Origin of the sequence: Helicobacter sp. 11S02629-2 (assembly GCF_002272875.1) — a bacterium.
Classification (GTDB): Bacteria; Campylobacterota; Campylobacteria; order Campylobacterales; family Helicobacteraceae; genus Helicobacter_I.
In genome coordinates this window covers 21,884-35,534 of record NZ_MLAN01000001.1, presented here as the reverse complement: position 1 = coordinate 35,534, position 13,651 = coordinate 21,884, and the positions used below count along the sequence as shown (strand labels likewise).

General features: G+C 35.8%; 10 protein-coding genes. 3 read left to right on the top strand and 7 right to left on the bottom strand.

Going from position 1 to position 13,651, the window contains the following annotated elements:
- Positions 1 to 89 precede the first annotated feature (89 nt).
- The 6 genes from gdhA to BKH40_RS00120 all read right to left on the bottom strand — a co-directional run bounded on the left by gdhA (position 90) and on the right by BKH40_RS00120 (position 6,371).
- A complete protein-coding gene (gdhA, locus tag BKH40_RS00145) occupies positions 90 to 1,442 on the bottom strand; it encodes an NADP-specific glutamate dehydrogenase (RefSeq protein WP_095275757.1) in 1,353 nt (450 codons plus the stop codon).
- A 721-nt stretch (positions 1,443 to 2,163) separates the two neighbouring features.
- Entirely contained in the window at positions 2,164 to 2,430 is a 267-nt protein-coding gene (locus BKH40_RS00140) for a hypothetical protein (RefSeq protein ID WP_095275755.1), read from the bottom strand.
- A 127-nt stretch (positions 2,431 to 2,557) separates the two neighbouring features.
- Entirely contained in the window at positions 2,558 to 3,196 is a 639-nt protein-coding gene (locus BKH40_RS00135) for an NYN domain-containing protein (protein ID WP_095275754.1), read from the bottom strand.
- A gap of 338 nt (positions 3,197 to 3,534) precedes the next feature.
- On the bottom strand, positions 3,535 to 4,179 hold the full coding sequence (locus BKH40_RS00130; protein WP_095275752.1) for a lactate utilization protein C: 645 nt from the start codon (positions 4,177 to 4,179) through the stop codon (positions 3,535 to 3,537).
- Positions 4,172 to 5,623, bottom strand: a complete 1,452-nt coding sequence (locus BKH40_RS00125) for a LutB/LldF family L-lactate oxidation iron-sulfur protein (RefSeq protein ID WP_095275750.1) — start codon at positions 5,621 to 5,623, stop codon at positions 4,172 to 4,174. Before BKH40_RS00125 ends, BKH40_RS00130 begins: the two co-directional genes overlap by 8 nt.
- Before the next feature lie 10 nt (positions 5,624 to 5,633).
- The gene (locus BKH40_RS00120; RefSeq protein ID WP_095275748.1) at positions 5,634 to 6,371 is read right to left on the bottom strand and encodes a (Fe-S)-binding protein; all 738 of its coding nucleotides are present in this window, start codon (positions 6,369 to 6,371) and stop codon (positions 5,634 to 5,636) included.
- Between the two features lie 492 nt (positions 6,372 to 6,863).
- Between BKH40_RS00120 and BKH40_RS00115 the strand changes: the two genes are divergently transcribed.
- The 3 genes from BKH40_RS00115 to BKH40_RS00105 all read left to right on the top strand — a co-directional run bounded on the left by BKH40_RS00115 (position 6,864) and on the right by BKH40_RS00105 (position 12,484).
- Positions 6,864 to 8,366, top strand: coding sequence for an outer membrane family protein (locus BKH40_RS00115; RefSeq protein WP_095275746.1), 1,503 nt, complete (start codon positions 6,864 to 6,866; stop codon positions 8,364 to 8,366).
- Positions 8,367 to 8,625: 259 nt separating this feature from the next.
- Positions 8,626 to 10,161 carry an outer membrane family protein gene (locus BKH40_RS00110; protein ID WP_095275744.1) on the top strand — a complete coding sequence of 512 codons (1,536 nt, stop codon included), beginning with the start codon at positions 8,626 to 8,628 and terminating at the stop codon, positions 10,159 to 10,161.
- A 721-nt stretch (positions 10,162 to 10,882) separates the two neighbouring features.
- Entirely contained in the window at positions 10,883 to 12,484 is a 1,602-nt protein-coding gene (locus BKH40_RS00105; RefSeq protein WP_180675031.1) for an outer membrane family protein, read from the top strand.
- A gap of 203 nt (positions 12,485 to 12,687) precedes the next feature.
- On the opposite strand, the gene BKH40_RS00100 is transcribed toward BKH40_RS00105, so the two are convergent.
- Complete coding sequence (locus tag BKH40_RS00100; protein WP_095275740.1) at positions 12,688 to 13,647, bottom strand: ATP-binding protein; 960 nt, start codon at positions 13,645 to 13,647, stop codon at positions 12,688 to 12,690.
- Between the last annotated feature and the right edge of the window lie 4 nt (positions 13,648 to 13,651).

Here is a 13,651-nt window from a genome sequence, read left to right as displayed (position 1 = left end):
ATCAATGAAAGGGCTATATAAAAGAAGAACTATATGAAGAAGGCACCACCAAAGTGGCGCCCATAAAGACTTAAAGTCTTTTTAGAATCCTAGTAGATTCCAAGGTCTATCATAGTATCAGCTACTTTTCTAAAACCAGCGATATTTGCTCCCATAACCAAGTTAGTAGGATCACCAAAGTCTTTAGCTGCGGCATCTGAGATGGTAAAAATATGCTTCATGATATTTTTAAGCTGATTATCAACTATTTCAAAACTATCTCTTTGCATACGTGAGTTTTGACTCATCTCCAAAGCACTTACTGCCACACCACCAGCGTTTGCTGCTTTTGCTGGACCAAAGGCGATTTTTGCTTTTAAGAACTCATTTATAGCTTCTAAGGATGAAGGCATATTAGCACCTTCACTTACGCACTTACAGCCATTTTTAAGTAAAGCTTTAGCATCTTCGCCATTTAACTCATTTTGAGTAGCTGAAGGGAAGGCTGCAAAAACTGGCACATCCCACACTGCATTTCTCCCTTTTGGATACTTGCTTACTGGAGTAAAAGTAGCTTCTTTTTTATGTTTTACATACTCTTCTATGCGTGCTCTTTTTACTTCTTTTATCTCTTTTAAAAGTAAAACATCTATGCCTTTAGGATCATAAATCATACCACTTGAATCGCTTGCAGTAACTGGCAGGGCACCTAGTTGATGAAGCTTTTCTATAGTGTAGATAGCAACGTTTCCACTACCTGAAACTGAGCAAGTTTTACCTTTTAGGTTTTCATTTCTTGCTTTTAGCATCTCTTCTGCAAAGTATACACAACCATAGCCTGTAGCTTCTGTTCTAACCAAACTTCCACCCCAGTTAAGTCCCTTACCAGTTAGCACACCTGTGTGTTCATTAGCTAGTCTTTTATACTGACCAAAAAGATAGCCTATCTCACGACCACCAACTCCTATATCTCCAGCTGGCACGTCAGTATTAGGCCCTATATGACGGAAAAGCTCACTCATAAAGCTTTGACAAAAACGCATAATCTCAGCATCACTTTTACCTTTTGGATCAAAGTCACTTCCGCCTTTTCCGCCGCCAATTGCCTCTCCAGTAAGTGAGTTTTTAAAAATCTGCTCAAATCCTAAAAACTTAATCACACCCTCATCAACACTAGGATGGAATCTAAGACCGCCTTTATAAGGCCCTATAGCTTGGCTAAACTCTATCCTATAAGCTTGGTTAACTTGCACTTTGCCCTTGTCATCAACCCAAGACACACGGAAGTGTATTTGCCTATCAGGAGTTACTAGTCTTTCTAGAATCGCATTTTTTTCATACTTAGATTCTTTATCTAGCAAAGGCTTGATGGTAGTTAAAACTTCTTCTACTGCTTGATGGAAAACAGTTTGGGAAGGAAACTTTTCTTTGATCTGCTTTAGCACTTTTTGTGAATATGACACGGTGAACTCCTTAGAATGTGGTAAAAGAAACTATGATGCCAGACTTTATTTAACATCAACTTGAGTTAGCCTTCTGTAAATTTTGTGACATCGTTACATTCTACTCAGTTAACTTTAAAAAAAACTTACAATCATACTAAACACAAGTGGTGTTGATATAACTTTGTAAAATCTACTCTTTTTTGAGTGTAAATTTTTGTAACATTAAAATCATAAGAAGAATATAAGTTGACATAATGGTCATTTAGTGGCGAGAAAAGTAAGGTGAGAAAAGTTTTTAAATAGGAGGTTACAAGAAGTAAAAATATGCATTTGTTGCAATGAAATTAGAGCTTATCTCAAAAAGGCGGCTAACTCTTAGGTATGTAACTCCTTCTTTTAGTCTCCTTACTGCACAAAGATTCCCTATGTTCTTTCTTCCATGACACTTAAAGGAGTATAAGAGGTAAGCAAAAAAAGATACCACGATAATCATGCACTAAGAGGTGTGTGCGTCAACGTGGCAATCAAATATTTTTTAGATTCTATAGTTTTATAGAATCTATTTTTTAAGCCAACGCACATTCTAGCCCTTGCGTGGCATAGCATCAAAGAATACTAAATCTATAACTTTATTTGATATTTTTGGGTTACTTTTTTCTAGCTTTGATAGGTATTTTTCAATCTTGCTAGGAATCAGAATTTTCATTGCTATAGCTTTGTATCTCTTCTTGTAGTTCTTTTAGAATTTGTTCTGCTTCCTCTGGATTTTTTCCCTTTCTTGTCTATGCTTTTGTATGATTGGAGATGTTTCAAGTGTGTATAAGTTTGGCGTGTCTATACTCTCTTTTACTTTTGCTTTTAAAAAATTTACAAGCATTGATTGTTGCTTAATCTTTTCCTCCATTTCTGCTTTTAACTTTTTTTGTTTTTCTTGTGCTTTTAATAGATAATTTAAAAGCTCTCGACTGTTTTTGTTTGAGTATTTGCTGTAATCAATATTAGTCATGGTTTTTTCCTTTTTAATCAAATATACGTAATTGAACTTATGAAAACAAGATGCCATGTACTATAAAAGTACACAAGCAACTAGCAAGGCAAAACTAGCAAAATAGCAAAATCTTTAAAACCAAACTCTATTTCTGCAACTCTTGCATCTTATTTGATATATAGCCAACTATATTTTCACAGCTTCTTGTGCGGATTAAGTCTGAGTGCTTCATAAGCTCTGAGTTCATATCAAAGCCTTCTTTAATGTTAGCAAGTATGGTTATGACACCTTGAGTTCTAGCGCATTTAAGGGCTGGGACTAAGTCTATATCTTTTGAAAAGATTAAGATTCTATCTGCTAGCTTGTTATAAACTACATGGGCTATATCAAGCCCTAAAAGCATGTCAACTTGTTTTTGTATAAATATAGGCTTGCCACTTTCATCAAAGCCTCTAAACTTTGAGATTCCAAGTCTTGAAGCGACATAGGGCTGCTTTACTATGCTATCTAAAAAATCTTTTGCATACTGTGGAATCCTAGGCTTTATCTCTACACTCGCACACATATTATCATCCATGTCAATTGGCGGGGCAGTGTAGAAAAATATCTTCTGCAAGTCGTCATCTTTTTCTATAAAGGAGTAAATTAGTGCCATTATGTGAGTGGCGTTGTTGTAGTTAAGCGTGTTTTTGTTGAAATGTGTGCATTTTTTATCTTTTTGTATCTTTTCGATCTCTTTTCTTAAGTTCTCCCAGTCTATGAAGATAACAACTTTTTTGCTCATGTAATATCCTTAATTGCATTTTGCGTAGCACACTTATTGAAAATAATCCCTATTCTTAACAGTATAACTCTTATCACAAGGATACTTAAGTTTCTAAAACTATTAGACTAAAACATTAATCTTATTTAATAATAGGTTTTGAAGTAAACTTAAAAATATGAAAGCATAAAATATAACGCCACATAAAACTAAGCATAGCAAGGTAACAAAATGTAATAAATCGTTATAAAGCAAAAATAATGAGACTTTTTTCATAAATCTTACTAATCCTAATCAAATCCTAGCTTTTTAAGACGCCCTAAAGGCATCTTAAAAATGCTTCTCAAAACTCCAAAGTCCTAGTATAAAACTACATGTACATTCCTTGGACCATGGACTCCTAAAACTGTTATAAGCTCTATATCAGCAGTCCTGCTTGGACCTAGTATAAAAACTATATTAGTAGGCAAGTGCCCATCTTTCCTAGTGCCTTTTAGCTTATTTATAGCTTCAAAAAGATTAGCCACAACGTCTTCTTTTTTAAGCAAAACTATGCAGCTACTAACTATAAGGCTTGCTAGTCTTGGGCAGTCTTCATCAGTAGAAAAGCCCAAAATCCCTAAGTTTGCCACACCTAGATTTGCATGCAGTATACTAAAGTCTATGTTGAAAAGATCACTTCTTTGAGTTTCTACAGTCTTGTTATAGACTATCTTTTCATCTACATTTAAGTCATCTATACCAAAGCCAGATTCTATATTTCTAGCTATAAGTAGTCTTTTTACGCCAAGCTCAGCTATAAGTTTGTTGACATCTTCTTTTAAAGTCTCTTTGCTGGAGAGTAAAACTGTGCCTTGATTAGCCTTTTGATACTCTATATAAGTATCTAGTAGCTTATCTTTATCATAGACCATACGGTCTGTATGGCTTACTTGTACTTCTGGTATGTAGTTAACTTTTAAAGCATCTTTTACTTTACTATATATATCTTCTCTGCTACTCATAGATAACTCCTTTCATATTTTTGACTTTTGAGTTCAAGTTCCCACTCATCTCTGGAAAGGAGTGGTTTGCAAGCCACTTATTAAGTATAGGCACAGCACCTCCAAAAGGTTTAGCAAGTGGTGCAAGAGTTGCCATCTTCATAGCAAAGCGCCACTTAGACCCGCTACTTGCAAAGTCTGCAAACTTACCCATGATAGTTTTTTCTATGCGATTAACTTTAGTATTTTTATAGCCTGCTATTTTTCCTTCATACTCGTGTGCTTTTTCAGCCCTTAAGTCGCGTATCAAGTCAGCTAGTGGAATCTTAACTGGGCAGACTTCATTACACCTATTACAAAGACTGCAAAGATTAACTATAGGAGAGACGTTATCAAGTCCAAAAAGCTGAGGGCTTACCACCTCTCCTATAGGTCCTGGATAAGTACTTAAGTAAGCATGCCCTCCTATCTTGTCATAAATTGGACAGTGATTTAAGCAAGTACCACATCTTATGCAGCTTAAAGCCTTCCAGTAGTGAGGCTGAGAAAGCATATTAGATCTATTGTTATCTAACATTACTATATGGACTTCTCTTGGCCCATCTAGCTCATCTACCTTTCTAGGAGAAGAGATGATGTTGTTGTAGCAAGTTAAAACTGCTCCAGTTGCTGAAGGCACAAGGAGAGAATCTAATATACAAGCATCTTCAAAGCTTTCTACTATCTTTTCTATACCGCATATTGCCACGTGGATATCACAAGCAGTAGTACTCATCCTTCCGTTACCTTCATTTTCAACTAGCCATATAGCACCTTCATTAGCTACAGCAAAGTTTACTCCTGAGATTCCCATCTTAAAGCCTTCAAACTCTTTTCTTAAGTGTTTGCGTGCTATCTTATTTAACTCTTCTGGCTCGCTAACATACTCACTTCCTAGCTTATCAACAAAAATCTGTCCTATCTGATTTCTATTTTTATGTATAGCAGGTACTACTATATGAACTGGTGGCTCGCTTATAAGCTGGATTATTAACTCACCTAAGTCAGTTTCTACTGCTTTTACACCCTTATCTTTTAAGTAGGCATTAAGCTGTATCTCTTCACTAGCCATAGACTTACCTTTAAGTATGGTAGTTACTTGCTTTTCTACAGCTAGTTTGTAGATGATATCATTAGCCTCATCTGGAGTGCTAGCCCAGTGCACTTTCATGCCATTTTGTTTAGCCTTTTCTTCAAAGGTAGTTAGCAAGGTATCAAGATTCCTTAAAGCATTTTGCTTTATCTTACTACCCTCTTCTCTTAAGCCTTCCCAGTCAAAGTATCTTGCTGCTATGGTTTTTTTTCTATTAGCCTTTAAGGTATCCATCCCAGACTTTAAGTTAGTGCCAAGTTGTTTATCGCCTAGCTTTTGTATAACCTTATCGTGATAGTCTTTTTTTGAATGATATAAAGAATGTCCGCTCATCTTATCTCCTTTATGCAAGTTGTAAGCGTTTAGCTAAGAAGTCATAAAAATGCATCGTTGGAAGGTTGTAGCCTTGCTTTTTCATAGCATCTGATATATTTAAAAGACAGCCTGCATCAGCAGCTAACATCAAGTCTACGTTTCTTGATCTTATATCTTCTATCTTACTAGTAACTAAGGCCTTATTAAGCTCAGGCTCTTTAACGGCAAAAGTCCCGCCAAAGCCACAGCACTCTTCTTCTCTTTCAAGCTCTATAAGCTCTACATTAGACAAAGACCTAAGTATGTTTTTAGCACTAGGTATACACTTAGCAACGCGCAAAGCATGGCAGTTAGAGTGCCATGTAACTTTTATCTTTTCACCTTTATCTCTAGTGTCATACTTTATCTTTAATACAGAATCTAAATACTCACTAAGCTCAAACATCCTAGCTTGAAACTTTCTTACTTCATCTATCTCTGATCTTCCTTCAAAAAGCTCTTCATAATCTTTTCTCATAACACCAGCACAAGAACCACTTATAGTAACTATAGGATAGTCTCCTTCAAAAACTTTAATATTATGAAGTGCTATCTTTCTAGTCTCATCATAGTAACCACTATTAAAACTTGGCTGACCGCAGCAGGTTTGATCTTTTTTAAAGATGACTTCTACGCCTGCATCTTGTAAAAGCTTAATGGCATTTACACATGTATCTGCATACACCGCACTACCCACACAGGTAGCAAAAAAATAAACTTTTGGCATTATCTTCCTTCCTCATGTTAATTTTCAAAAGATTAACTATAAAGTAGATTAAAAGCAAGCCTTTTAAGACAAATAAAAGTAATTTTTAATTAAAAATAAGAATCAAAGGCCTACTCTAGCTTTTAAAAAATCTTTGGCAAATAAAAGCAAAGTAAAAATTTCATATAAAAACTATACTGATTATGTTACCTATAGTAAAAAGTGCAAAAATATAATAAGAAAATGTTTCGTTTATTTTTATATAAATTTAGCTAAGGCTTTTTTTGACTTAGATCAAATACTTTTAAAAAATTTCAAGTCTTATTTTCTCCACAAATTAGGTAGTTTTCCTAGCCAAAATGAGAATCTAAAGTCACTTTTGTAACACAGCAAAACCCCCCTTTGTATTCGCATACTCGTACAGAGAAGATTAAACAAAGATTAAATGATATTGACATCAAATTATCCCTAGTACTACAATGACCCCAATCCAAAATTACATAAGGAGTTTTTATGAAAGCTGTTTTTCTAAAAGGTTCGTTTTTGATTTTAGCTGCTAGTCTCGTTGGGACTTTAGCCCTAGGTGATGAGGCTGCTAGCACCACTACTACTGCCAAAAGACCTATGGTTATGCTTGATGGTTATGTGGGTACTTTTTCAAAGTTTGGTTTTAACCAAACTCCAGTTGATGCCACAAAAGACAGATATCCTACAGAGTCTTTTACTAGCCTTGTAACTCAACTTGATTTAAACATAGACCCTAGTCAAAAGTTTGGCTGGGAAGATACTTCTTTAACCTTTGATGTGGGTGCGACTTTAGGAGGGCTAGCTTATGACTCAACTAAGTTTGATAATAATGGCACTAATGGCGGCGGTTTAGCCTTTAACTACTTTGGCTATCGTGATGGCTACTTTAGAAATGCCCAAGAAGCTACTGGGAACAACACTAGAAACATCATCGTACATAACGCCTATGTAGACTTTAAAAGCAAGTACTTTGACTTCAAAGGTGGTCGTTATGAATCTGATGCTGACTACTTAAGCGGTTACAACCAAGGCTTTAGCACTAACGTACACTATAAGTTTGGTGATAACAACGAAGCTAAGCTTTGGTGGATGAGCTCATGGGGAAGGGGTCTAGCTTATAGTAGATGGTTTTATGACTTCTACTCAGAAAGTGGCGGCTGGCAAAAAGACAACTTCAGTGGACTTCACTTTGCAGGACTTGATCTAACTTTTGGCAATGCTGATAACACTAGAAACATCCTAGTAAGACCTTTTGTAGAGTTTGCTAATAATATCTTCACTCAAGTAGGTGGTAAGGTAGTAGCTACTTTTGGAGATTCTAACTTTAAGTCTAAAACTCATCTTCAAGGCTACTGGGTAGGACTAAGTAATGCTACTATGAATGATCCTTCTAAGCTTAGTGCAGTTGGCACAGGGCTTAATGCAAAACTTTTTGGTGAGACACTAGATAAAAACAGCTTTAACCTAGCATTAATCCAAACCTTCTATGTTAAAGACTTTGACTTTGGTCTAGGTCTATATAAAAACTTCGGCTTTGCTAACGCCATCATAGGTACTACAGGGAATGCTAGCTTTAACTCCTATGTAGATGTTAATGCAAACTCAGTTTATGCCTATGGACGTGACTACATTAACGCTTTAGCAAGAAACGCTTTTAGTGCTTATGGCTTTGTAGGTGGTACTCACGATGTAGGTATAGGTGATCTCACTTGGAATCTTCAGTACAGATATACAACAGCTCCAAGGGCAGAAGAAAACTCACTATCACTTGATATCTACCAACAGTTTAAAGACTTTGGCGTAGGGCTTAACCTAGTTTACCTTGGTGTACAAACAAATGCAGGTTATGCAGTTGGACAACTATTTGCCGGAAATCCTTCTACACTTGGACGTAGATATGATGATAGAAGCCACGCTTACTTCTATATCGATTACAAATTCTCCAGTGGAGTTAAAAACTTTATGAAAAAATCTTATACAAAACTATAAGATAATAAAAATTTTACTTTTATACTTAAAATAGCTTCTATAAAGATCTAGCCTATGAGGGCTAGATCAATTATTTTTACTTTTTATACAACTTATCTTTACTTTAATAGCATTTTTAAATCTTTTTCTCTTAACTAAAACTTAAATTTAATCACTAACGCATTTAGCATTGTTACATAAATGCTTATTAAATGATATTGACATAAATTATCCATAGTACTACAATGCCCACACCAAAAATATTACTTAGGAGTACATTATGAGAAGTATTTTAATAAAAGGCTCTGTTATAGTCTTAGCAGCAAGCCTTGTTGGGACTTTGGCACTAGGCGCAGATAATGCAGATACAAGCACAACTACTACAGCTAAAAGGCCTATGGTTATGCTAGATGGCTATGTGGGGACTTTTTCAAAGTTTGGCTTTAATAACGCCCCTGTTGATACTACAAAAGGTCAATACCCTACAGAATCTTTCACTAGCTTAATAACCCAGCTTGATTTAAACATAGACCCTAGCCAAAAGTTTGGCTGGGAAGATACAAGCTTAGTCTTTGACGTGGGTGCAACTCTAGGTGGGCTAGCTTATGACTCAACTAAGTTTGCAAACAACGGTAATTTTCCCGGCTCTGAAGGTGGTCTAAGCTATAACTATGTAGGTTACTGGGGAGGCTACGCTCAAAACCAAACACTAAATGGCAACACTGCAAGAAATATAGTAGTCCACAACGCTTACTTAGACTTCAAAAGCAAGTACTTTGACTTCAAAGGCGGACGTTATGAATCAAAGATTGACTACTTTAGCGGTTATACACAAGGTTTCACTACTAGCTTACACACTAAGTTTGCAGGGAATCACGAGTTAAGACTTTGGTGGCAAAGCTCTTGGGGAAGGGCTCAAGCATATAGTGAGTGGCTATATGACTACTATGCTCCAACTTCAGGCTGGCAGCACACTGCTCAAGGTGGCACAAGCAACCCTAACTTGCTAGGAGTTCACGCTGGCGGTATAGATATCTATGCACAAAATGCAGATGGAAGCCACAGCTTACTTTTAAGACCTTTTGCTTACTTTACACCGGGTGTTTTCACAGCAGTAGGTGGTAAAGCAGTAGGAAGCTATGCAAGTGGAGACTTTAAGTCTACTACTACACTTCAAGGCTACTGGGTAAAAGTAGATGACAAAGAGTGGAATCTAGCAGGAACTGCTGGTAACTTAGAAAAACAAGGCGATATACGCTACGCCAAAGGTCAAGTCATAGATCAAAACAGCTACAACCTAGCCCTTATACAAAAGTTCAACTACCAAAACTATGACTTTGGAGTTGGGTTTTATAAAAACTTTGGTATGGCTAACGCCTACATGGGATCAATTGGTAATAGTGCTTTAAGCGATATAGATGTTTACTCAAACTCAGTTTATGAGATAGGTCAATCTTTATCAGCAGTTGTAGGAAGAAGGGCGTTTACTTCTTACCTATGGCTTGGTGGGAATCAAGATGTAAAAATAGGTACGCTTACTTGGAGACTACAAGGAAGATACACTACTAGTGATAGAGCAGAAGAACCAGCTGTAACTCTAGATCTTTACCAACAATTCAAAATGTTTGGCGTAGGTTTCACAGCTGAGTGGATGAGAGACTATACAAACAGAGGCTTTATGGTAGGCTCTTACACAAAAGTAGCTGATAACTTTGCCCCTCGTGTTGATGATAGAAGCCATATCTACTTCTATATAGACTATAAATTCTCTTCAGGTGTAAAAGCCTTTATGAGAAAGTCTTACAAAAAAATCTAAGGCTTTAAGCCCTAGCTTAAAAAGTGTGGCTTAAAAGTTTCTTTATTAGTTCCTCCTCCCTTTGCAAGAGTAACTACAAGGGGAGGGAAAAAGTGTTAAAAATATAGAATCTAAAAATAACTTCTATACATTAATATAGATTCTATAAATATCTAATTATCAAATCATGCATTTAGCACTCTTAGCATATTATGAAAATAGAAAAATTGCCTTGCCATAGTTTGCTTTAGCAAACTACAAAATAATAAAGTTAAAGACTATCTGTATCAAACTGCAAAATAATAAAAATAAAAATTGCCAAATCAGTCTTTTACCTCTTGCTACATAACATGACTAAAGATTACCATCTAAATATAATTTAAACATAAAAAACTACAAGCTTAAAAATTAGAGATTCCATATAAAAAGTATCTTTCATTACAAATATTAAAAAATATTCAAAAATTTATCCCATAAATATAAAAATAACAAAAACTATAAAAAAATAAAATAATATATTACTTTTTAACAAAACTCTAGTCAAAATGAGAATCTTTTCTCTAAGATTAACTCATAATGATAAAGCTATAATTCCCACTTTTAGGGCTATTTAAGAAGAAAAATAATTAATGCAAAAGTTTCTAAATATTCAATAAATACCATTGACTTCAAAGAAACTTAGTACTAGAATAAACTTCAATTATTAAGAATGATTATCAATAATAATCTTAAAAGGAGTTTTATGAAACCAGCTGTCTTCTTTAAAGGTTCAGTGCTAGCTCTGACACTTTTTAGCACCCTAGCCTACTCTACAGATACTACAACTACAGATACTACAAACACCCAAACAGATACAAACACTACCACCACCACACAAGAAAACACGACAAAGCGCCCTATGGTCATGCTAGATGGCTACGTAGGTACTTTTTCAAAATTTGGCTTTAATAATCAAAGGCTAGATGATGACAAAGGCAAGTACCCTACAGAATCTTATACCGCCTTAATAACCCAGCTTGACTTAAACATAGACCCAACTGATAAGCTAGGCTGGCAAGATACAAGTCTAGTTTTTGACGTGGGTGCAACTCTAGGAGGGCTTGCTTATGACTCAACAAAAACTGCAAGCGATTCTGGAAAAGTCTTTGCTGAGATAGGTATATGGCCGGGTTTTGCTGGGACAGGTAACGCTACTGGTAATAACACTAGAAACGTCTTAGTACATAACGCCTATGTAGCCTTTACTAGCAAGTACTTTGACTTTCAAGGTGGACGCTATGAGTCAACTACAGACTACCTAAGTGGTTATACTCAAGGTTTTGACGCTGACTTTCACTACAACTTTGGACAAAACAAAAATAGTCAAGTAAAAGCTTGGATGCAGGCCTCTTGGGCTCGCGCGCAAGCTTATAGTAACGGCTTAAATGACTACTTTTCAGCAACTGGTGGCTGGCAGCGTTTCTCACCAACTAGCAGATCAAGAACTAATAGACTTACAAACCTTGATGGCAGTGGCTATAACTTACTTGGCTACTTTCAAGCAGGCATAGATGTGCTTTTAGCTAATGCAGATGGGGGTAATAGCATCATGTTTAGGCCATTTACAGTTTTTACCCCTTTGGACTTTACAGCCTTTGGTGGTAAGGTCGTAGGTACTTATGCATGGGGAGACTTTACTTCTAATACTACTCTTGAAGGTTACGCAGTTCGTATAGATGATGAAGAGTGGAACGCAGCAGGTGAAGATGAAAACTTAGAGCTTATAAACAACATCCGCTACAACCTAGGTCAACAAATAGATAGAACCTCTTATAACCTTTCTTTAATACAAACTTTTACTTATAAAAACTATGACTTTGGACTTGGGCTTTATAAAAACTTTGGCCATGCTAATGCCTTCATAGGAACCATAGGTAATAGCACCATAAACTCTATCGTAGACGTTTACCCAAGCACTATCTATGAAGTAGGGCCTTCACAGTCTGCTATCTTAGGGCGTAACGCCTTTAGTGCTTATGGCTGGTTTGGAGGTGATGAAGACGTAGGCATAGGCACGCTTACTTGGCACTTACTAGGCAGGTATACAAACTCAACTAAGAGTGATGAAAATGCCATCTCATTAGAGTTATATCAGCAGTTTCAAACTTTTGGAGTTGGCTTAACTTTACAATGGCTACAAGTCCACACTAATAATGGCTATAAGGTAGGACAAGTATCTAGGGCTGATGTACCAAATAATTTTGCCGGCAGGACTGATGATAGAAGCCATGCCTACTTTTACATAGACTATAAATTTTCAACTGGAATAGTTAACTTTGCCAAAAAGTCTTATAAGAAACTATAGGGGTTTTTAGATATAAAATCTAAGCTTATAAAAATAGATTCTATTAGCTTATAGAATCTAAAAATATGTCATTACCGCATCGTGCATGCCACAGTTTGCCTTTGGCAAACTTCAAAAATAACATAGATAAAAATTGCCACATCATGTCTATTACACTCTTTAGCCTTAAGACATAAACTAAGCATCTAAAATACACACTCCAATCAACCACTTATCCTTTCATCTAACAGCAAGGGAAGTTTTTCAAAAGGCAAAGCTAGTATATTAGCCCCTTTAAACTCATAAGACATAGTTATGGCAACGGCTACTTTTGAGTTAAGTAGGCTAAGTTTTTTTAGCCTTTTTTCTAAAACATCCCCACTTGCAAAAGGCAAACATAAAAAGCAAAACTTAGTGCTTTCAAAAGTGGCAAGCTTTGAAGCTTCAAGCTTAAAACCTAAAGCTACAAGCTCTAAAAAGACCATATTTTCAAAAGACTGCATAAAGGTTGAAAGGCCTAAAGACACCCCCAAACTAAAGTCATAAAAATAAAGCCTATTAGTCTTAGTAAAAATGATACTTTGGTCTTCTAGCTTGTGAAGTATAAAGTAGATTCTATCTTTTGATATTTTCATATGAAGTCTTAGCTTTTTATATAAAAAATTAAAGCTAATCTTACAAGACTGCCACTCTAATAGATGTAAAAACACCTCTAAGTCTTCACCTAGTGCTAGCTTTAGGCTTTGATATTTGAGATTTGATCGCTTTGCTTCACTTGCTTCATAAAGGCTAGGATTGTTACCATGTTTTATAAAACTAGGCAAACTACACTCAAATCTCTCTTTTAAAGTCGCGTAGTCAAAACTAAAAGTTTTTATGCCCTTATAGTCTTTTAAGTCTATAAACTGCTTAGATATGACTATGGCATTTTTTAGTCCTTGTAGCAAGGAGACTTCATTTTCAAAGTTATCAAAGATATATATATCATAGCTTTCAGCTAAGTCTTTGTCCCCATGTGATAAATCGAAGCTAGCTTTTTCTAAGGCGTCATGGAGAAGTTTTTCTTGCTTGGAAGTTTTAGTAAGGCTAAGGTCTATATAAAAGCTGCTTTTATATCTTGAAGCTAGCTCTCTAGCTAAGGTAGTCTTAGCACTAAAAGGCGGCCCATAGATTAAAGTTTTCATACCT

Excerpts from the sequence above, each read along its gene's own strand:
- BKH40_RS00140 (WP_095275755.1), bottom strand. The coding sequence starts at position 2,430 with ATGACTAATATTGATTACAGCAAATACTCAAACAAAAACAGTCGAGAG.
- BKH40_RS00135 (WP_095275754.1), bottom strand. The coding sequence starts at position 3,196 with ATGAGCAAAAAAGTTGTTATCTTCATAGACTGGGAGAACTTAAGAAAA.
- BKH40_RS00130 (WP_095275752.1), bottom strand. The coding sequence starts at position 4,179 with ATGAGTAGCAGAGAAGATATATATAGTAAAGTAAAAGATGCTTTAAAA.
- BKH40_RS00125 (WP_095275750.1), bottom strand. The coding sequence starts at position 5,623 with ATGAGCGGACATTCTTTATATCATTCAAAAAAAGACTATCACGATAAG.
- BKH40_RS00120 (WP_095275748.1), bottom strand. The coding sequence starts at position 6,371 with ATGCCAAAAGTTTATTTTTTTGCTACCTGTGTGGGTAGTGCGGTGTAT.
- BKH40_RS00115 (WP_095275746.1), top strand. The coding sequence starts at position 6,864 with ATGAAAGCTGTTTTTCTAAAAGGTTCGTTTTTGATTTTAGCTGCTAGT.
- BKH40_RS00110 (WP_095275744.1), top strand. The coding sequence starts at position 8,626 with ATGAGAAGTATTTTAATAAAAGGCTCTGTTATAGTCTTAGCAGCAAGC.
- BKH40_RS00105 (WP_180675031.1), top strand. The coding sequence starts at position 10,883 with ATGAAACCAGCTGTCTTCTTTAAAGGTTCAGTGCTAGCTCTGACACTT.
- BKH40_RS00100 (WP_095275740.1), bottom strand. The coding sequence starts at position 13,647 with ATGAAAACTTTAATCTATGGGCCGCCTTTTAGTGCTAAGACTACCTTA.